Raw genomic sequence first — 18,304 nt, 5'->3', positions numbered from 1 at the left:
CTGACTGCTTACGGCCCTTGCCGCACTCTCAGCCGGTGTCGGCCCGTAGCATTTCCTTTCTCGACCCCTTGTTGCATCTGCAAGAAGGGGTCGTTTTGCGTCTCGGGAACCAAATTGGCCGCAAAACAGTCCAATACATATACGAGGAAAATACCTGCGTAATTGTTCGGATTCTGCAAGCATACTTGCAGCTTCAAGGGGGACTATTTATGGCTTTAATACTTTCCACAGCTGTTGTTGCGGCATTATCGAAGATGCAACATTCTGTGGCCAAACAACACGAGACGCTGCGCAGCTTCCAGCCGCAAGTGCTCGACAATGATGCTTTGGGGAACAAGTTTTCTGCACAACTTGACCAGATTCGTCAGGCCTATCTCAAGCTTTATGATCGTCGTTTGAATACCCATTATCGTGCCGATGTGGTGTTGCAGCAGGCTGTAAAAGATGTCAAGACATTCATCGCAACGAATGAAGATATTGCAATGGATCTGGGGAGATTGTGATGAAATATGCTCTTGATCTGCTGTTATTAGCAGCTACAACACTGTCATCGGCCTCCAATGGGCAATATAGCACTCCGGATGTCTCGGACGTGGCAGGTGAATTTGGAGTCGATGAAAAATTTGAACCAGAAGCCTTGGTGACAACTGCAAATCAGGTAGCGTCGAAAAGCAAAGGCAAGGGGTTTTGGTCAAAACTTAGCGAATTTGTGCTTGATGCGTTAAAAGATGTTGCGGCTGGGATGATTGGAGAAAAGCTCACGGAAATGCTTTTCGACGCGTCTAGCAGTGATGATGATGCGCTGGAAGTTGAACAGCATTCCCAGGATTCGGCTTGTGCGTTGCGGGAAATTCATACGCAATCATCGCAGGTGGCGTGTGATATTGCACAACAGGTGGCCAGTAGCATTGATGAAATTGTGCAAGTGATGGCTCACATTGATGAGCGGGAGTATCCAGACGACTTTCGGATGTGTGTGGCGCAAGGCGAGAGGGTTATTACAAGTGCGTTGTCACAGTTGCAGAATATTTGTACGCAGCGTGAAAAATTGATTATGAAGTGTCTCTTAGTGCTGTTGGAACTGCTAGAGGCTTTGCAATCTAAAGAATTGGCGACACTGCCAGCAGCGTGTAGCCCTGATGGACATACTGGGACGAGTCAGGAATCTTTGGCGCTTGGGGCAAGTCGTGGCGGAGGAAGCCACAGCGGCGTAGGCAACAATGGCGTAGGCAACAGCGGAGGAGGAGGCACAGGCCAGGGTGCACTGGCGATGGCACCAACGCAGGCAGCAGGTACTTCGATGAAAGTTACTGGGAGTAGCCAATATATGCCAGCTCAAGCAGCTGATCAACTACCAGCTGCGACACATGCTCAGGGAAGCTTCCCAGCGCCTGGCAAACCACCAGTTCGCGCAGGCGGCGGTGGTAGCGGCGGCAGCGCCGGTCGTACAGGTAGCACAAGTAGCACACCAAAGTTCGCGCCGAGTGGCAAGGGCTTGACGCCAAGCGGAGGAAGACACGCAGCAGGATCGTGTGTTGGCGCAGGAAACTCTGACGCAGAGAAACAGCTGCCACCTGAGCGAATATCGCGACCGAATCTGCCTGGTGTTCCAAAGTGGAAAGAATCTGGGATAAGCGATCCGACGAAGGCGCACATATCGCATGAGCCGAATGCGTCTGAGAATTGCTCGAAGCCAGATCATGCTGGATCGAACAAGACCAGCGGACAGGCGTCGTCAAGCGCGCAAACTGAAAATTGTGCCACCGAATCTGAAGTCGCCAAGAAGGAAAACGCAGGTGAGCAACCAAATCCTGAACATGGTTGCGAAGAAACTCACAAGGCTGATACTGATAAAGCCAAAGATGAACGCAAGTGCGATACCAGCGACGATAAGCTTGACGACGCCGCAGGTGGGCACACGGGATCTAGTGGAGCATCGAAATGTGATTTTTCCTGGAAGACAGTCCTTGAAATTGTCAAGCACGTGCATCAAAGCGTGGCCTCGATCCAGGCAATTGTCGAAGGCGTGGGGGTAATTGTCAAGCATTTAGAGCATGGCTGGAATCAACTTGTTCAGATTGCGCAACAACACATTCATGCGATAGTACCTGGTCAGATCCCGTTGCCACCCGCGGTCGTGCCAGCGGCATCACATGAGTTGCCGCCTGCACCACACGATCTGTCATCGACATCATCGGCATGCTCTACGCAGCCGACGCAAGCGCCTGTCGCACATCATTCGCCACCGCTTCATAACGGTGGCACACATAGCCCAGCAGCAGGGCATGCACCAGCGCCTGTAGCTGCGCCTGCGATGGGAGTGCGGAAAACTAGTGCGCCTGCGCCTGCTCCTGCACCGATGCAGTTGCATCATGCACCGCCATTGATTCAACAGCGTTCGCATGTCACACAATGTGTTCCAGCAGCTCAAACGGCACCTGGGCAGGCATCTGGAGCTTCGCATGCGATGTCGAATTCATCAAGTGTACTTCCACTGAAACTGCGAAAGGCTGGACAATGGCGTTAGCGTATGAACAATTTTTAGCGGAGATGCGCAGCAATTCGCAGCGCACTCTGGAGGAATTTCAAAAAGTAGTGCAAGAGGTCAAACGACATATGCAACGCATGGAACAACAACATGGCATTCGCACTGCACAACGTGGGTCACGAGCAGCGCCGATCCAAGTGGCGACGATACCTACCGCACCGTCAAAATGCAGCATTTTGCAACAAGTGAAGCTGTAATGAAGGTGCATCGAATCGCCAGCAGATCTTGTTGGAGAGATAGCTCAACGATCGCTGGCGAGCATAGATGTGGCTGAACACTGAGTGTGGCTGATGGTCAGACGCGACCAGGCGCGACCGAACCCGACCGAACGCGAGACGTGATTAAACGTCGCTCCTAGCTGTTTGTGGAAGATTATTTCATCTCGGCAATCTTGTTGGCTAACGCGCGTTCTACTCCGGTATTCCTACCAGCATTCGCAACCGTCACCAGCACATTCATACATGCACGAGACGGTGGCGTGCATTGGTAAAGTGCACTTCTACATACAGCACCACGATCACCTCCAACCGCAGTGCCGCATTGGCACTCGAGTGCCGGTGATCGTGGCGTCGTCAAGCGTTAGGACATTTCCGGATGTGCTTTTTTCTGCAAAGCAACGCCGCTAAAACTCTGCAGTATCTTGGCCTCAGCATCGGGATCAGTAAAACCGCTGAGTTTGCGATTATTCTCCAAGGTCGCCAGCAAATAGCCAGTGATCAAGCCGCGAATATCTTCTCGACGATGAGCAGCTTTACCCAAATTGGAAAATAGCTTGAATGTGGTCTTTTCGGCAAGATCATCGTGGCTGACACCTTTCAGCTCGCGGTACACAGCTTGACCTTTCCACACATGGGCAAGCAACGGTGCGCTACCGTAATCGAAAATTGGGAAGGTATCGGAACCAATAACCATTGCTGGAACAGTCAATTTCATGGCAACGTGTTCAGCGGAAGGTGAGACCTTTGATGGGAAAGCGGCGACGATGGCTTGGAGCTGATCGCCGCGTCCAAGCGCACTTAATACCGCGCAACCTGCACCCATGCCATGTCCGACGATGCCGAGTTTGCTTGGGGAAACTGAAATTTTGCCAGCTCCTAGGCGCACGCCGGTTAATATTTGTAAAGAGGTTTCGATATCTGAAGCAAAACCTCGATGATTTGCTTCAATACCGCGCTCGGTATTGGGTGCTGCAACAACAATGCCCCAGCTGGCTAAGTGACGCAATGTGGCATGATATGCCTTAATGTCTGTGCGCCAGTCATGGGCAAACACGACTGCTGGGAGCGCTTTGCCTTCAGCAGGGGTATACACTTTTCCGGTCAGACCTGCATAATCGAGATCTCCGATGAGCACTCGGTGCGGTCCACGTTTTGCATACTTGGAAATTTGCTTAGAGATATTATCAGCCACGCCTATAAGCGTAGTCGAAAAAGTATCGCGACAGAGAGTCCAGTGGCAAAGAAGTTTGCGATAATTAAGCGGCACTGCTCACAATTTGTGTCATTAGTGGCACAATGTGGGATATGGATTTGCTCGAAATGGTGGTCGATCTTCATGCGATTGCTACAAATACTGAACACGTTGCCCGTAGCATTGCGCCAGCCAAACTCATGGCGGTGGTGAAAGCCAATGGCTATAATCATGGCGCTGTGCAAGTGGCAACAACCATGCTGGAACATGGAGCAGCAGCGTTAGGAGTTGCCACCTTAGCAGAAGCCTTTGAGCTTCGTGAGGCTGGGATTCAAGCCGATATTTTGTGCTGGATCTGGTCACCTGAGCAAGATTTTGCTCAAGCGTTGGCGTCCCGGATTGATCTTGCGATTGTCAGTGTTGCACATGCAACCGCTCTTGCCACCTATCTGCACGAGCATCCGCAGGTACAAGCACGAGGTGTGATTAAAGTTGAGACAGGCTTGCATCGCTCTGGTGTGTCTTGGGAAGACTTTTCGCAGGTGTGTACCATCTTGGCCGATCTTGAAAACTTTGAAGTTACCGGTTTGATGTCGCACTTTGCCTGTGCTGATGATCTCACAGATTCTACTACTGACCTGCAAGGAGCTGAATTCACGCGCTTCATTTCCGCTGCACGAGAAGCTGGGTTGGCAGTACCGCAGAATCATATTGCCAATTCTGCTGCGGGAATGAGCCGGCCTGAATATCGCCATGAAATGGTCCGCGCTGGTATTACGCTCTATGGCTATGAACCAATCGGAGGACACACCTTTGGGTTTATTCCGGCCATCTCGTGGCGTTCCACGGTGCTCGTCGTCAAGCGTGTGCAAAAGGGCGAAGGAGTCAGCTATTCCTTTACCTGGCGAGCACCAGAAGATGGGATGTATGCGGTCATCCCGGTTGGATATGCCGATGGTTTGTCGCGCGCGACGCAAGGCCATTTGGAGGTCACGATTGATGGGCAGCGATATCCGCAGGTTGGGCGGGTTTGCATGGATCAAATTGTGGTGTGGCTTGGCGCAAATCCGCATCAGGTGAGCGCTGGAATGCCAGTGGTGATTTTTGGGCAGGGTGGCCAAAGTGTCGCTGAGCTTGCACAACGAATGGGAATCATTCATTATGAGCTGGTGTGTCGTCCAGCTGGGCGCACAGTTCGCCGCTATGTAGAACGCCATTAATAAGGAGTGAATCCGGTTATGCAATCTTCCTTTCCTGCCACTGGTAGCCTGCGTCTTGAAACTGCGGCAGATACGCAAACATTTGCCGCGTCGTTAGGGGCTGCGTTAGAAGCTGGTGACGTGGTGATTTTGGACGGCCCGTTAGGTGCTGGTAAAACCACGTTTACGCAAGGGTTGGCGCAAGGTATGCAGGTCAAAGGCCGTGTCACGAGCCCAACGTTTGTAATTGCGCGCGAGCATCGTTCCTTAATAGGCGGCCCGACGCTTATCCACGTTGATGCTTACCGACTCTTAGGCGAAGACAACGATCCCAGCCAGGCAATGGGTGCACTTGATTCCCTCGACCTGGATACCGAGCTTGAAGACGCTGTTGTGGTAGCCGAGTGGGGTGGTGGCTTAGTAGAAGCCATTGCCGATACGTACCTTACGATCCACTTTGACCGCGAAACTGCAGTGCAGGCCGACCCGACTTCCGAAGCACGAATTATTTCCTGGCAGTGGGTTACTGCCACCGATGCTTGACGACGCTGTCTTGTCCACCGCATTGCAATAGGGGTGAGCAATGCAGGTGGTGTGCAAGCGTTGATGTTCGGGCGTTGGTGCGAGCGCCAGTCAGCTACGCACGTGCCTGGATTTGGTAGTGAATTGCAGGAACTTGGCGCAACAAGCGTAGAATGACAGGGTTATTAGTGTTCGTTGTATAGAAGTCACGCATTGTGCGTACTTGTGTGCGCACGATTGTATTTTGGAGAATCATGGAATTGACAGCACGTGGCCGCGGCATCATTGCAGTAGGCGTTACCGCAATGATCGCATTTGTCGCAATTATGGTCGTCAGCAGCATGACTGCCCGTCCACTGACAACCACTGGATCATTAGAACGTTTCTTACACGCGGCATCCCAGCAGCATCGTAAGGTTGTGGGTGTTTCCTGGCAAGAACTCTATGGTGATCAATTTGCGCGAAGCCTCGTTGTTTGCCCAGGTGCAACTAAAGACATGCTGATCGAAAACCTAGCGCTCGAACCAAAGCATGTTGCAGAACTGCCAAGCGGTGAAATTCCAGAAGGTGAAAACTACTTGATGTCTTTCGCTTTGGAACAGTCTGGCCAAAACATCACCATTACGGAAGTTAAGACCCAGCGTTTCGACCAATCAGTGATCGACCTATGTTCTCAGCCTGCCCCAGTCCGCTTTGTAGAGCCAGTAGGTTGGCTAGTGCAAAATGAGGAAACACACAGCTGGATGCTGGCAAACTAGATCGTTTGCGCGCGAGGTGCGCTTGGCACCTGGCCCGATGCTTACCGTCCCGGCACCCGGCAAGGAAGCCCCGCCCCCGGCCCTAGCTCAGAAGCCAGCGATCGGCTTGCTTAATTACAACGGCTGGCGGCAGAAACTCCGCAACGTGGTGCGTTGTGAAGAATTGGCACTTGGAATATTCGTAGCAGGTATATTCCAAGTGCCTTTTGTGTGTTTATTCTTTGCCGACTACCCTTAAACACCGTGCTCATTCTCACCATTGATACCGCAACACCGGAGTTAGTCGTCGGCATTGTCCGTCACGATCCAACGAACGTAAAAGCCTCAGTCACGCTGGCCGAAACAATTGTGCGCAATGCACGCGCGCATAATGAGGTCTTGGTGCCAACCGTGCAGGAGCTTTTGGCTACGCTGAAGCTCGAATTTGCTGATTTAGCAGCAATCGTTGTCGGTTGCGGTCCAGGTCCTTTCACTGGCCTGCGCGTGGGCATGGCAACTGCCGCTGCGTTTGGCGACGCACTCGGCATCCCCGTCTATGGGGTAGCAACACACGACGCGATCGCCTACGAAATTGCAACCACCACCAATATGGTAAGCGACAAGATGATTGTTGCAACCGATGCGCGTCGCAAAGAAATTTATTGGTCGTCCTACGAGCACGGCGTTCTCACACGTGGACCTGAAGTTTGCGCGCCGGGCAAACTCGGCGAGCCAGGTGAGGCATCGGATCACGGCTTAACCGACGTATCCTGCGTAAACATCCCAGATGCGCTGCACGAGAAATTGCCTGCAACCCTTGCCGACGTGCCGCATGTATCAGTTAGCCCAAGCGCAATTTCCTTAATAGCGGTGGCGGATTTCTCCCAGCAGCCAGGCCCTCTCGAACCCCTTTACTTACGACGCCCGGACGCCAAGGAACCCAAGCCTCAACCACAAAGCTCGGCCATCCCAGCGCCGCCAACAACTGTCACACACAATGTTTAAGCTGGTTGAATTAGGCAACGATGCCGCTGATCGTTTGGCGCAGCTAGAACAACTCCTTTTTATTGGGGAAAATCCTTGGACACGGCAAGATTTTCTCGCGGAGTTCTCCCAGCCACATACGGTGTATCTCGGCGTAGTGGATCAGGCTGCGGATCCGACAGTGATTATCGGCTACGTCGGCATTGCAACGATGGGGCCAGCTGGTGCTGAAGAAATGGAAATCCATACCATTGGGGTTGATCCGGCCTACCAGCGACGCGGCGTTGCAACCTTGCTGATGGATGAAATTACCCAGCGAGCCGATTTCCTTAATGGGCCGATCTTTTTGGAAGTCCGCCACGACAACACCCCCGCAATTTCCCTCTACCAACGCTACGGCTTCGTACAGATCGGCCTGCGCCGAAATTACTATCAGCCCAGTGGCGCTGATGCCTATACAATGATTCGACAAAGAAAGAGTGAACAATAAGATGATCGTGCTCGGGATTGAATCCTCTTGTGACGAAACCGGTGTCGGCATCATCCGCCTGCACGAAGACGGCAGCATGGAAGTCCTTGCTGATAGCGTCGCTTCCTCAATGGAGCAGCATGCCCGCTTTGGTGGCGTGGTTCCAGAGATTGCATCGCGCGCGCATTTAGAGGCGATGCAGCCGGTGATGCAGCAGGCGTTAGCCCAGGCCGGTATTCAGAAACCTGACGTTGTGGTTGCAACTGTTGGCCCTGGTCTTGCAGGCGCGTTGTTGGTGGGTGCTTCGGCGGCGAAGGCATATGCTGCCGCTTGGGGAGTGCCATTTTATGGTGTGAATCATCTAGGCGGACATGTGGCAGTCGCGAACCTCGAAGGCGAGTCGTTGCCGCATTCGGTGGCGTTGCTGGTGTCTGGCGGGCATACGCAGCTGCTGGAGGTCGACGCGGTTGGCAAGCCGATGCGCGAGCTTGGCTCCACCCTTGATGATGCAGCAGGCGAGGCATATGACAAAGTCTCGCGCCTATTGGGCTTGGGGTATCCAGGTGGTCCGGTGATCGATAAGTTGGCACAGCTTGGTGATAAGAAGGCGATTCGTTTTCCGCGCGCATTAAGCAAAGCGGAAGATTTACGCGGCCCGCACTGTCACGATTTTAGTTTTTCTGGTTTGAAAACCGCCGTTGCGCGTTATGTGGAGCAAGCCGAGCGCGAACAAAGAGTCATTTCGCTCGAGGACGTGTGCGCTTCGTTCCAGGAGGCGGTTTGCGATGTGCTCACGGCAAAGGCAGTGCGCGCCTGCCAGGACACCGGCGCAAAGGTACTGCTGCTAGGCGGTGGCGTGGCTGCAAATTCACGATTGCGCGAGCTTGCTTCACGACGCTGTACGTCAGCCGGCATTGAGCTACGCGTGCCAAGTTTCAAACTTTGCACGGACAACGGCGTGATGATTGCCGCCTTAGGGTGTCAATTAATCCATGAAGGTGCAAAGCCTTCTGGTTTTGCGGTGGGAACGGATTCTTCTTTGGAAGTAGAGATTCCCCTGGTGAGCGCGTCGATAAGCTCTTAATAGCAATGCGTGCAGGATTGTTGTGTTCGCTAATAGCGTTGAAGCTTGAGGCTGGCACAACACGCGGGTAAAGTGCCTAACGACGGTTTCTGTAACCCGTTATTATGTAATCTAGTGCACAGTAAACGAGCAATTCTTTAGAAGGAGATTCTCATGGCCGTGAATATCAAGCCACTTGAAGACCGTATTCTCATCCAGATTAAGGAAGCAGAGACCACGACTGCATCCGGTCTTGTTATTCCAGACTCTGCGAAAGAGAAGCCACAAGAGGGCGTTGTTGTAGCTGCAGGTCCAGGTCGTCTCGATGGTGCCGATCGCGTACCAATGGACATTAAGGTTGGCGACACCGTTGTATTCTCCAAGTACGGCGGAACCGAACTGAAGTACAACGGCGAAGAGTACTTGCTGCTCAACTCCCGCGACGTACTTGCAATCATCGAAAACTAAAGGTCAAGGACACTTATGTCAAAGCTGATCGCATTTGATCAAGAAGCACGCGAGGGAATTCTCAAAGGCATCGACGCGCTTGCCGACGCCGTGAAGGTCACCCTCGGCCCACGTGGCCGCAACGTGGTGCTCGACAAGGCATTTGGATCTCCAACTGTCACCAATGACGGCGTGACCATTGCGCGCGACATCGATCTGGCTGACCCATTCGAGAACCTCGGTGCGCAGCTGGTGAAGTCCGTAGCGGTAAAGACCAACGATCTTGCTGGTGATGGAACGACGACGGCGACCCTGCTAGCCCAAGCCCTTATTAAGGAAGGTTTGCGCAACGTAGCAGCAGGCGCGAACCCAATTGAGCTTAACCGCGGTATTGCCAAGGGTGCTGAATTAGTGGTTGCAAAGCTGAAGGAGCGTGCAACAGACGTTGCATCAGCTGCTGATATTGCGAATGTGGCAACGGTTTCCTCGCGTGATAGCGAAGTCGGCGACATGGTTGCTGCAGCGATGGAAAAAGTTGGCAAAGACGGTGTGCTGTCTGTTGAAGAATCCCAGTCAATTCAGACCACCTTGGATGTTACCGAAGGTGTTTCGTTTGAAAAGGGCTTCCTCTCGCCATATTTCATCACTGACCTGGATTCACAAAAGGCCGTATTAGAAGACACGTTGGTGCTGCTGGTACGGAATAAGATTTCTTCTTTGCCAGAGTTTTTGCCACTGCTGGAAAAAGTTGTTGAAGCTTCCAAGCCAGTGCTGATCATTGCAGAAGACGTTGAAGGCGAGCCACTGCAGGCATTGGTTGTCAACTCTATCCGCAAGATTTTGCACGCTGTGGCTGTCAAGGCTCCGTACTTTGGTGAGCGTCGTAAAGCGTTTATGGATGACCTTGCAGTGGTCACCGGTGCTACTGTGATTGATCCTGAAGTGGGCGTGACGATGGCAGAAGCCGGCATGGAAGTCTTTGGCTCCGCGCGCCGGGTAACTGTAACCAAGGACGAGACCATTATCGTTGATGGCGCTGGTAGCCAAGAGGATCTTGAGCAGCGTCGCGAGCATATTCGCCGCGAAATTGCGACGACGGATTCCGCATGGGACCGCGAGAAGGCAGAAGAGCGCCTGGCGAAATTGTCTGGTGGCGTGGCCGTTATTAAGGTCGGCGCGGCAACGGAAACGGAAGTTTCTGAGCGCAAGCTTCGCGTTGAAGACGCAATTAACGCCGCACGTGCTGCAGCGCAAGAAGGCGTGATTGCAGGTGGCGGCTCGGTGCTGGTACAGATCGCAGCTGAACTGCAAGAATATGCCAATGAGTTTGAAGGCGATGCCAAGGTAGGCGTGATCGCACTTGCTCGTGCATTGCGTAAGCCAGCATATTGGATTGCTGATAACGCTGGTCTGGATGGCGCAATTGTTGTGGCGCGCATTACAGAACTTGGCAATGGTGAAGGCTTTAATGCTGCGACCTTGGAATACGGCAATTTGTTGGAACAAGGCATCATTGATCCAGTCAAGGTGACGCACTCAGCTGTTGTGAACGCAACTTCGGTGGCACGTATGGTTCTGACAACTGAAGCATCGGTTGTGGAAAAGCCAGCTGCTCCGGCAGCTCCTGCTCGAGGACATCAGCACTAACTCAGCACTAATAGTGTTGCTACGGGCACGGCATGTGGTACTCAAAGACCGGAAGGTGTGCCTGTAGCTTCGAGCTTATGCCTGCGATTTGCAGATAATGCCTGTAATTTGTAGGTTGTGCAGTTTCTTCCAAAGCCCTCGCTGACAAACATGTTCCTGATACAAGGTTTGCCAGTGAGGGTTTTGGCATCGCGGCAGCCGAAAACGGTAGCAGTCGACTGCAATTATGTTCTAGGAGTGGAGTTTTAGAACATTGATGAATAACAGGGTTTGGGACTCGAACGAATATGCGCCTCCTTTACATCTGTACAAGCGATATGACTGCTTCGTTGGTCTCAGGGCCTAATGAGGCTCAGTGATCTGCGGCCGCTGCTTGCGAATGCGGCGCCTCGGAGCATTCGGATTGAGCGCGCGCCGTTTCGAGATTGGCGCTGCAGTGCTATGTTCGGGCGACTCCGCTGGCTGTGGGCACATTTCTGCAGTTCGCGCGCTGGACTCTGCCATTCGCGCGCTGGACTCTGCCGGCTGCGGCGGGCTTGGCGTGGGTTTCTCCGGCTGTGGGACTTGCGGTTTCGGGTCTCCTGATTCCCGATCACCTGGTTGCGGCTGCTGAGGTTTCCGACGCGGTGATGGCAAGAAATCATATTCCATCAGCTCTTGATCGAGGAGATCCGGTTCGATGAAGATGAGATCATCGCTCTCGAGTTCGTCGACCTCGAGGTTCGCACCCGATTGTTGTGCTTGCGCTGCTCGTTCTTGAGCTGCTTGTGCCCGTGCAGCTCGTTGTTGCGCACGGGCTTGCGCGCGAAGTTTGTCGGCTTCTTGAGTGATTCTCCAACGCTCCAGGCAGAGTTCATCTGCCTGGCTCGGTTGATACTTGCGTCGACTCGGCCGACACGATGATCGCGTTGTGCCGGTAGTACCAGTTTCCTTGGCTTGCATAGCGCCAGTGCTCTCGGCAGCGCATGCAGCAGCACCATTGGCATCAACCGCACGAGCCGAGGTAGCATCTGCGGCGTCGATAAGCTCACTTTTGAGCTCATTTGCCTGCTTAGTTTTGGCTTGCTGTTCCGCTTCTACGCGAGCTGCACGCTGGCGAATACGCAGGCGGTAGAGGTACTTTGTGCGTTCGGTTTCAGTCATGCCGCCCCAAATCCCGTAAGGTTCACGATAGATCAGTGCATGCTTGCGGCACTCACGAAGCACTGGACACTGTCGGCAGATGGATTTTGCGCGAAGTTCTCGAATGCGACGAGTCCGTCCACGCTCATCGTCTGGATGGAAAAAATTGTCAATATGGTCATTACGGCAAGCTGCTTGCTTTTGCCAGCTAAAATCGGCTGGTTCTTGCGGATATTCCAGTATTGCCATGTAAATATTTCCTCTCTTGAACTCGAGTGACCAATGTTGCACGGGGGAGCGGCGGTGCGCAATCATCCATTGGCCGGTTATGATCGCGTGCGCTGAGTTGCGTGTGGTTGCGTGTGGTTTTGCCTGCGAGAACGCCTTTGCGGAGTATTGCAAATGTGCTCTCTATTGTTATTAGACTTTTTTCAGCACTTTTTGGTTCCCAAAAACGGAAAATGAATTATATTCGCGATGCGTAATCCCATTGCTAGAGGGTATGCACACGAAAAATGCTCAATTATTGATAATTATTTTCATGGAAAGTGTGTTGTTTCCTGCATCGTTTTCGCATAAAAATTATTTCCCCGGTGTCACGTGATCGCACCCGTGAAATGATGCCAACTATCCACGCGCCACGTGCTTGACGACGCCTTGCTGTAACCTCGCGCAACAAATCTGTTTGCTATGGTTAAATTCCACGGCAGCGAGCTTCTGGGTGTTTGGCGCATCATCCTAGGCGTCGATTTTCTTAATAGGAAGTTCCTAAGTTCTGCAAGCAACGGTAGGATAATTCATGTTGCTTACAACCTGTAGGCCACCGTCGGTCTGCAAAGAGTCCGGCGTTGAGTTGAAGATGAAGCGTATGCTGAGTTCGGGACTGATTCCGACCTGAACCTAACTGTGAAATTGGTTTCGACCAATCTTGTTCGTGAAATTGCACCCGCACCGATTCAGATGAAAGTTGAAATGCATGGGAGATACTGAGCAGCAACTGGCACAGCTTGTGCCACGCGCCAGCGATGGTGATCACCGTGCGCTGCAGCGTGTGATTGCGATTATTCATCCGATTGTGTTGCGGTATGTGCGTTCGCGCATCTCGGGAGGGCGACATCCAACGCCTGAAGACGTGACCCAAGAGATCTGTTTTGCGGTGGCCCATTCGATTGGCAATTTTGTTGATCGCGGCAAACCGTTTATGGCGTTTGTGTATGGCATTGCTTCGAATAAAGTAGCCGATGCCCATCGGGCTTACGCTAGGGATTATTCGAACCCGACTGATGAGATTCCGGACAGTCCAGTCGAGCATGAATCACCAGAGGCATTAGCGCTGGTAGCGGCAGGAAGTAACAGAGCGCGCCAACTTCTCGATCTATTAAGTGATAAGGCTCGCGAGATTCTCATTTTGAGAGTGTTTGTTGGCTTATCTGCTGAAGAAACAGCAGAGATCATTGGTAGTACTCCTGGCGCAATCCGTGTCGCACAGCATCGCGCGCTTGCGACGTTGCGTCAGGCAGTTGAACAGGAGAGTGAATACGATGGCTAATCGGTATCGCGAATCCGGACGTCCGGACGTCGCAAATGAGCAACTTTCCCAGATGCTTGACGACGACGCCTTCCTCACTGATCTCTCATTAGGTATTGATACTACTGACGGCCACGACCCATTGGCTGAGATGCTCTTGGCCTTGCGAGAAGAAGTTTCCGCCAAAGCACCATTGCCACCGACTCTTGCCGAACTTGGCATTGCACCTAGTGACAACAATGCTCCAGCCCATGATGGTGCTGCTGATGATATGGCGCCAGTGGTGTCGCTTCGTTCGCGCCGTCCAATTATTGGCCGTTTTGCTTCGGGCTTAATAGGAGCAGCCGCTGCCACCTTAGCGATTGCTGGTGGTGGTGCGTTTGTCAGTGGTGCTGATCCAGATAGTCCACTGTATGCCGTGCGTCAAGCATTGTTCTCACGGCCGGAAAACAGTGATAACGCCACTGTTGTGGAATTAGCAACCACACTCGAGCAGCTGAATACGCACACCCGTAGTGGCGATGTTGCAGTTACACAGCAGTTGTTGCAGCAGGCACAGCGATTGGTTGGCAAGCTGCACGAAGCCCCAACACAACAAAAGCCACAAAAAATTGTAGTGCCGACCACTGTCACCGTGACCCAAACACAAGCACCAGAAACCGTGGTGTCTACCGTAACGGTTACGCCAGAACCACGTGTGACAACAGTGGCGGTACCGGTAGCTCCTGCGCAAACACCGGCAGTGCAAACACCGGCAGCGCAAACACCGGCAGCGCAAACACCGTCGTCTTCATCACCAGTGCAAACACCGGCAGCACAGCCACAGCCAGCGCGGAATCAAGCTGAGCAACCATCAGCGGCAACTGATGAAGCGCCGCTGCGGGTGCCGGAAGAATTTAGAAACCAGTAATTTCTGTAGTCGAAGAAAGTTTTACTCAGAAATATCGGGAGAAGTATCGGCGTGGGCGTCGGTAAAGCCTGCGAGATAACCTTCGCAATAGTCCCATGGCATATAAGCATCTGGGTCGGGATCTACGCTCGGTTCGTGGACCGGTGCGAGTTCGCCTGCTAAAGCAGAATGCAGATTATCCTCATAGATTTCCCACGTGCAATAGTGTTCGTTATCGCAGTCTTCGCAGAAGTACGTGAACCCAACGATACCGCGTTTCTTTAATAAGGATTTTAAGAAGTCAACCTTCTCAAGTTCTTGTAGTACTCCGAGATACTCCATCGCATTGAGCGTCGGCGCGGATTCTTCTTCGGGTTCAAACAAAGTCGCAGGATCGTTGGGATCTTCTGCAAATGGATCAGGCGGTAACATTGAATGATGACTCACACTTTTAACCCTAGGCGGTGAAGTGTTAAAAGAGCAAGGATGACCAAACTACGAAACACCATTGTGTCCTAAAATTCGTGCCGAAAAATTTTTGTGGCGGCACGATTTCCTTAATAGGTGGGCTGGTTTTGGCGAACTAGGTGTGTTGAGAATGCGGCTGTGGCGCATGGCGTCGTCAAGCAAAAAAGTGGCCTAGAGCCCACAAATTCCCTAACCTTGCGTTCAGGCGCTACTGTATTAAGCAACCTCGTGGTTTGTTTTGCTCCGGTATATGGCAAAACTTTCTACCATGGACGATTATGCTCACCCTTTTCCACAATAGTATTTCCCCAGGAGGACAATTCCCATGACTTCGCAGCGCGTTACCACCGGTGGCGATGATCCAAACAAGGTTTCACTTGTTGGTTTAACCTTTGATGATGTTCTTCTTATCCCAGATGCTTCAAATGTGATCCCTTCCCAGGTGACCACAACTACCCAGCTCACACGCAATATTACGTTAAATATTCCAATTATTTCTGCGGCGATGGATACCGTCACGGAGTCCCGAATGGCGATCGCTATGGCGCGCGAGGGTGGCATGGGTGTGCTGCACCGCAACCTTTCGATTGAGGATCAGGCAGCGCATGTTGAGATCGTCAAGCGTTCCGAATCTGGCATGGTGACCGACCCAGTGACCGCCACCCCAGAGATGACCCTTGCCGATGTCGACGCATTGTGCGCGAAGTATCGTATTTCTGGTTTGCCAGTTGTGGACGCTGAAGGCAAGCTCGTGGGCATTATCACCAACCGCGATATGCGCTTTGAGCGTGACTTTAGTCGTACCGTCGCCTCCGCCATGACCCCAATGCCGCTGCACGTGGCACCAGCCGGGGTTTCCAAGGAAGAAGCGCTGAACCTCCTGTCGACCTACAAGGTGGAAAAGCTCCCAATCGTTGATGCAGACGGCAAACTCACCGGCCTGATCACCGTCAAAGACTTCGTGAAAACCGAGCAGTATCCAAACGCCGCCAAAGACGGCTCCGGTCGACTCCTCGTTGGCGCTGGCATCGGCGTTGGCGAAGAATCCTTCCAACGCGCCGGCGCGCTTGTCGACGCAGGCGTGGACGTCTTAGTTGTGGACTCCGCTCACGCCCATTCCCGCGGCGTGCTCGAGATGGTCAGCCGGGTACAAAAAGAATTTGGCAGCACTGTCGATATTATTGGCGGCAACTTGGCAACCCGTGCGGCAGCCAAGGACATGATCGAAGCCGGCGCCGACGCCATTAAGGTCGGTATTGGACCAGGCTCGATCTGTACCACTCGCGTGGTGGCAGGTGTCGGTGCACCACAAATCACCGCAATTATGGAAGCCTCCGTACCAGCACATGCTGCAGGTGTGCCAATTATTGCTGATGGTGGCATGCAATTCTCTGGCGACATCGCCAAAGCCATCGCCGCCGGTGCAAACTCGGTTATGCTCGGCTCCATGCTGGCAGGTACCGCAGAAGCACCAGGCGATATTGTGGTCGTTGGTGGTAAGCAGTACAAGCGCTACCGCGGCATGGGTTCCATGGGTGCGATGCAAGGTCGCGGCTTAAGCGGTGAGAAGCGCTCCTTCTCCAAGGACCGCTACTTCCAAGCCGATGTCAAGAGCGAAGACAAGCTGGTTCCAGAAGGCATCGAAGGACAAGTGCCATTCCGCGGCAACCTTGATGCAATCACCCACCAGCTCGTCGGTGGACTGCGCGCCGCAATGGGCTACACCGGTTCGGCAAGCATTGCCGACCTGCAGAAAGCGCGCTTCGTGCAAATCACCTCTGCCGGTCTGCGTGAATCCCATCCGCACCACATCCAGCAGACGGTAGAAGCGCCGAATTACCGTTAAAGCGAGAAGGCAAAATAGGGGCGTTGTTGTGGGGAGCACAGCAACGCCCCTATTAAGGAAATTGGGGTACAGGAAAGCGTCGTAACGCTAGGTTTTCCTGGGTACACGAATCAAGTAGGATTAAACGGTAATATCCGCCGCAGCTTGATTGTGAAGGAACAACTATGCGCGATTATATTGACATTGGCATTGGCCGCGAAGCCCGCCGTACCTACCATCTACGGGACGTCAGCGTGCTGCCAGCGCGCCGCACCCGCTCATCCAAGGACGTCGACACTACTTGGCATATCGACGCATACACCTTTGACTTCCCAATCGTGACGGAACCAACCGACCCAATTGGCAGCCCAGACTTCATTATCGAAATGGGCAAGCAAGGCGGCCTCGGTGTTTTGAATGCGGAAGGTATTCTGGCGCGCCACGAAGACTACCAGGCTGCGATCGACACGCTTATTAAGGGTTGGGACGAAAACGAAGATGATTTGACGGAGCTGCAGAAATTGCATGCGGCGCCGATTCAAGAAGAATTGCTCGTCCGCCGTATTAAGGAAATCCGGGAATCGGGCGTGACCGTCGCAGTGCGCGTGTCGCCACAACGTGCTCGTGAGCTGGCCCCAATCGTGATTAAGGCCGGCGCAGAAATTCTGTTCATTCAGGGCACGATTATTTCCGCTGAGCACGTCGCAAGCAATGGCGAGCCACTGAACCTTAAAGAATTCATTTCTTCGTTGGAAGTTCCAGTTATCGTCGGTGGCGTATCCGACTACAGCACCGCGCTGCACATGATGCGTACCGGCGCCGCAGGCGTGATCGTTGGTTCCACCGTCGAAGATTACGGCCTGAGCTTAGGAATTAGCCCAGCAATGGCAACCGCAATTGCCGATGTTGCCGCAGCACGCCGCGACTACCTTGATGAAACCGGTGGCCGCTACGTTCACGTTTTAGCCGCAAGCGAAATGGACCACGCAGGTACCATGATCACCGCACTTGCATGTGGTGCCGATGCACTCATGATCGGCTCCCTGGCAGCCAATACCGCCGAAGCTCCAGGCAAAGGCTTCTACTGGCCATCAGTATTAGCGCATCCGAACTTCCCACGCGGCTCAGTTCAGCCACGCGACGCGTTTGCAGGCGAGGAACCTTGCGAGCTCCCATCGCTGCAAACTGTGCTGCATGGCAACGTGACCACAGTCAATTTCGGTACGCAAAACCTCGTCGGAGCTATTCGACGCGCCGTCGCGAAGTGCGGGTACAGTGACTTGAAGAGTTTTCAGAAGGTGGATCTTTCCGTCAGCATGTAACCATTAAGGAAATCCGCTTGGCATTGACTGTCAGGCGGATTTTTCTATGTCCAGGTTTAGACGGGATGGGGAGGGGTGGGTGTGACGGTGGCGGCGCGGCGCCGGGTTGCTGGCTGTCAACGAT

At 53.1% G+C, this 18,304-nt stretch carries 17 protein-coding genes and 1 pseudogene; 15 read left to right on the top strand and 3 right to left on the bottom strand.

Annotation, left to right across the window (positions count from 1 at the left end; translation table 11 throughout):
- Window positions 1-209: 209 nt before the first annotated feature.
- From NXS99_RS04675 to NXS99_RS04665, 3 genes are read left to right on the top strand one after another with little or no spacing between them, the layout of a single operon-like run.
- A complete protein-coding gene (locus tag NXS99_RS04675) occupies window positions 210-503 on the top strand; it encodes a hypothetical protein (RefSeq protein WP_259287504.1) in 294 nt (97 codons plus the stop codon).
- Window positions 500-2,527, top strand: a complete 2,028-nt coding sequence (locus NXS99_RS04670; RefSeq protein WP_259287503.1) for a hypothetical protein — start codon at window positions 500-502, stop codon at window positions 2,525-2,527. The genes NXS99_RS04675 and NXS99_RS04670 overlap by 4 nt, the downstream gene beginning before the upstream one ends.
- Window positions 2,518-2,745, top strand: coding sequence for a hypothetical protein (locus tag NXS99_RS04665; protein WP_259287502.1), 228 nt, complete (start codon window positions 2,518-2,520; stop codon window positions 2,743-2,745). The genes NXS99_RS04670 and NXS99_RS04665 overlap by 10 nt, the downstream gene beginning before the upstream one ends.
- A gap of 382 nt (window positions 2,746-3,127) precedes the next feature.
- On the opposite strand, the gene NXS99_RS04660 is transcribed toward NXS99_RS04665, so the two are convergent.
- On the bottom strand, window positions 3,128-3,958 hold the full coding sequence (locus tag NXS99_RS04660; protein ID WP_259287501.1) for a dienelactone hydrolase family protein: 831 nt from the start codon (window positions 3,956-3,958) through the stop codon (window positions 3,128-3,130).
- 113 nt (window positions 3,959-4,071) lie between these two features.
- Here NXS99_RS04660 and alr point away from each other — a divergent pair, with 113 nt between their 5' ends.
- From alr to groL, 8 genes are all read left to right on the top strand, one after another.
- Complete coding sequence (gene alr, locus NXS99_RS04655) at window positions 4,072-5,178, top strand: alanine racemase (protein ID WP_259287500.1); 1,107 nt, start codon at window positions 4,072-4,074, stop codon at window positions 5,176-5,178.
- 18 nt (window positions 5,179-5,196) lie between these two features.
- Window positions 5,197-5,700 carry a tRNA (adenosine(37)-N6)-threonylcarbamoyltransferase complex ATPase subunit type 1 TsaE gene (tsaE, locus tag NXS99_RS04650; RefSeq protein ID WP_259287499.1) on the top strand — a complete coding sequence of 168 codons (504 nt, stop codon included), beginning with the start codon at window positions 5,197-5,199 and terminating at the stop codon, window positions 5,698-5,700.
- A gap of 233 nt (window positions 5,701-5,933) precedes the next feature.
- Window positions 5,934-6,437: a hypothetical protein gene (locus NXS99_RS04645; protein ID WP_259287498.1), complete on the top strand. Its 504-nt coding sequence runs from the start codon at window positions 5,934-5,936 to the stop codon at window positions 6,435-6,437.
- Window positions 6,438-6,680: 243 nt separating this feature from the next.
- Window positions 6,681-7,421, top strand: coding sequence for a tRNA (adenosine(37)-N6)-threonylcarbamoyltransferase complex dimerization subunit type 1 TsaB (tsaB, locus tag NXS99_RS04640; RefSeq protein ID WP_259287497.1), 741 nt, complete (start codon window positions 6,681-6,683; stop codon window positions 7,419-7,421).
- Complete coding sequence (gene rimI, locus NXS99_RS04635) at window positions 7,414-7,890, top strand: ribosomal protein S18-alanine N-acetyltransferase (protein WP_259287496.1); 477 nt, start codon at window positions 7,414-7,416, stop codon at window positions 7,888-7,890. Before tsaB ends, rimI begins: the two co-directional genes overlap by 8 nt.
- A 1-nt stretch (window position 7,891) precedes the next feature.
- Complete coding sequence (tsaD, locus tag NXS99_RS04630; protein ID WP_259287632.1) at window positions 7,892-8,953, top strand: tRNA (adenosine(37)-N6)-threonylcarbamoyltransferase complex transferase subunit TsaD; 1,062 nt, start codon at window positions 7,892-7,894, stop codon at window positions 8,951-8,953.
- Between the two features lie 153 nt (window positions 8,954-9,106).
- Window positions 9,107-9,400, top strand: a complete 294-nt coding sequence (gene groES, locus NXS99_RS04625; RefSeq protein ID WP_259287495.1) for a co-chaperone GroES — start codon at window positions 9,107-9,109, stop codon at window positions 9,398-9,400.
- Window positions 9,401-9,415: 15 nt separating this feature from the next.
- Complete coding sequence (gene groL / locus NXS99_RS04620; protein ID WP_259287494.1) at window positions 9,416-11,026, top strand: chaperonin GroEL; 1,611 nt, start codon at window positions 9,416-9,418, stop codon at window positions 11,024-11,026.
- Window positions 11,027-12,133: 1,107 nt separating this feature from the next.
- Here groL and NXS99_RS04615 read toward each other — a convergent pair.
- A pseudogene (locus NXS99_RS04615) lies at window positions 12,134-12,397 on the bottom strand (WhiB family transcriptional regulator); the annotation flags it as partial.
- Between the two features lie 727 nt (window positions 12,398-13,124).
- Between NXS99_RS04615 and NXS99_RS04610 the strand changes: the two are divergent.
- Window positions 13,125-13,697 (top strand): sigma-70 family RNA polymerase sigma factor, encoded by a 573-nt coding sequence (locus tag NXS99_RS04610; protein ID WP_259287493.1) that lies wholly within the window; start codon window positions 13,125-13,127, stop codon window positions 13,695-13,697.
- On the top strand, window positions 13,690-14,586 hold the full coding sequence (locus tag NXS99_RS04605; protein WP_259287492.1) for a hypothetical protein: 897 nt from the start codon (window positions 13,690-13,692) through the stop codon (window positions 14,584-14,586). Before NXS99_RS04610 ends, NXS99_RS04605 begins: the two co-directional genes overlap by 8 nt.
- 21 nt (window positions 14,587-14,607) lie before the next feature.
- Here NXS99_RS04605 and NXS99_RS04600 read toward each other — a convergent pair whose 3' ends face one another.
- Window positions 14,608-15,012, bottom strand: a complete 405-nt coding sequence (locus NXS99_RS04600) for a DUF5319 family protein (RefSeq protein ID WP_396124816.1) — start codon at window positions 15,010-15,012, stop codon at window positions 14,608-14,610.
- A 346-nt stretch (window positions 15,013-15,358) separates the two neighbouring features.
- Between NXS99_RS04600 and guaB the strand changes: the two genes are divergently transcribed.
- Window positions 15,359-16,879, top strand: a complete 1,521-nt coding sequence (guaB, locus tag NXS99_RS04595; RefSeq protein ID WP_259287491.1) for an IMP dehydrogenase — start codon at window positions 15,359-15,361, stop codon at window positions 16,877-16,879.
- Window positions 16,880-17,043: 164 nt separating this feature from the next.
- The gene (locus NXS99_RS04590) at window positions 17,044-18,180 is read left to right on the top strand and encodes a GuaB3 family IMP dehydrogenase-related protein (RefSeq protein WP_259287490.1); all 1,137 of its coding nucleotides are present in this window, start codon (window positions 17,044-17,046) and stop codon (window positions 18,178-18,180) included.
- Window positions 18,181-18,304 lie beyond the last annotated feature (124 nt).

This window comes from Corynebacterium sp. HS2168-gen11 (assembly GCF_024834075.1).
GTDB lineage: Bacteria > Actinomycetota > Actinomycetes > Mycobacteriales > Mycobacteriaceae > Corynebacterium.
The sequence above is the reverse complement of the archived record's forward strand: the minus strand, read 5'-3'. Positions and strand labels throughout refer to the sequence as shown.

Excerpts from the sequence above, each read along its gene's own strand:
- NXS99_RS04675 (WP_259287504.1), top strand. The coding sequence starts at position 210 with ATGGCTTTAATACTTTCCACAGCTGTTGTTGCGGCATTATCGAAGATG.
- NXS99_RS04665 (WP_259287502.1), top strand. The coding sequence starts at position 2,518 with ATGGCGTTAGCGTATGAACAATTTTTAGCGGAGATGCGCAGCAATTCG.
- alr (WP_259287500.1), top strand. The coding sequence starts at position 4,072 with ATGGATTTGCTCGAAATGGTGGTCGATCTTCATGCGATTGCTACAAAT.
- tsaE (WP_259287499.1), top strand. The coding sequence starts at position 5,197 with ATGCAATCTTCCTTTCCTGCCACTGGTAGCCTGCGTCTTGAAACTGCG.
- NXS99_RS04645 (WP_259287498.1), top strand. The coding sequence starts at position 5,934 with ATGGAATTGACAGCACGTGGCCGCGGCATCATTGCAGTAGGCGTTACC.
- rimI (WP_259287496.1), top strand. The coding sequence starts at position 7,414 with ATGTTTAAGCTGGTTGAATTAGGCAACGATGCCGCTGATCGTTTGGCG.
- tsaD (WP_259287632.1), top strand. The coding sequence starts at position 7,892 with ATGATCGTGCTCGGGATTGAATCCTCTTGTGACGAAACCGGTGTCGGC.
- groES (WP_259287495.1), top strand. The coding sequence starts at position 9,107 with ATGGCCGTGAATATCAAGCCACTTGAAGACCGTATTCTCATCCAGATT.
- groL (WP_259287494.1), top strand. The coding sequence starts at position 9,416 with ATGTCAAAGCTGATCGCATTTGATCAAGAAGCACGCGAGGGAATTCTC.
- NXS99_RS04610 (WP_259287493.1), top strand. The coding sequence starts at position 13,125 with ATGGGAGATACTGAGCAGCAACTGGCACAGCTTGTGCCACGCGCCAGC.
- NXS99_RS04605 (WP_259287492.1), top strand. The coding sequence starts at position 13,690 with ATGGCTAATCGGTATCGCGAATCCGGACGTCCGGACGTCGCAAATGAG.
- guaB (WP_259287491.1), top strand. The coding sequence starts at position 15,359 with ATGACTTCGCAGCGCGTTACCACCGGTGGCGATGATCCAAACAAGGTT.
- NXS99_RS04590 (WP_259287490.1), top strand. The coding sequence starts at position 17,044 with ATGCGCGATTATATTGACATTGGCATTGGCCGCGAAGCCCGCCGTACC.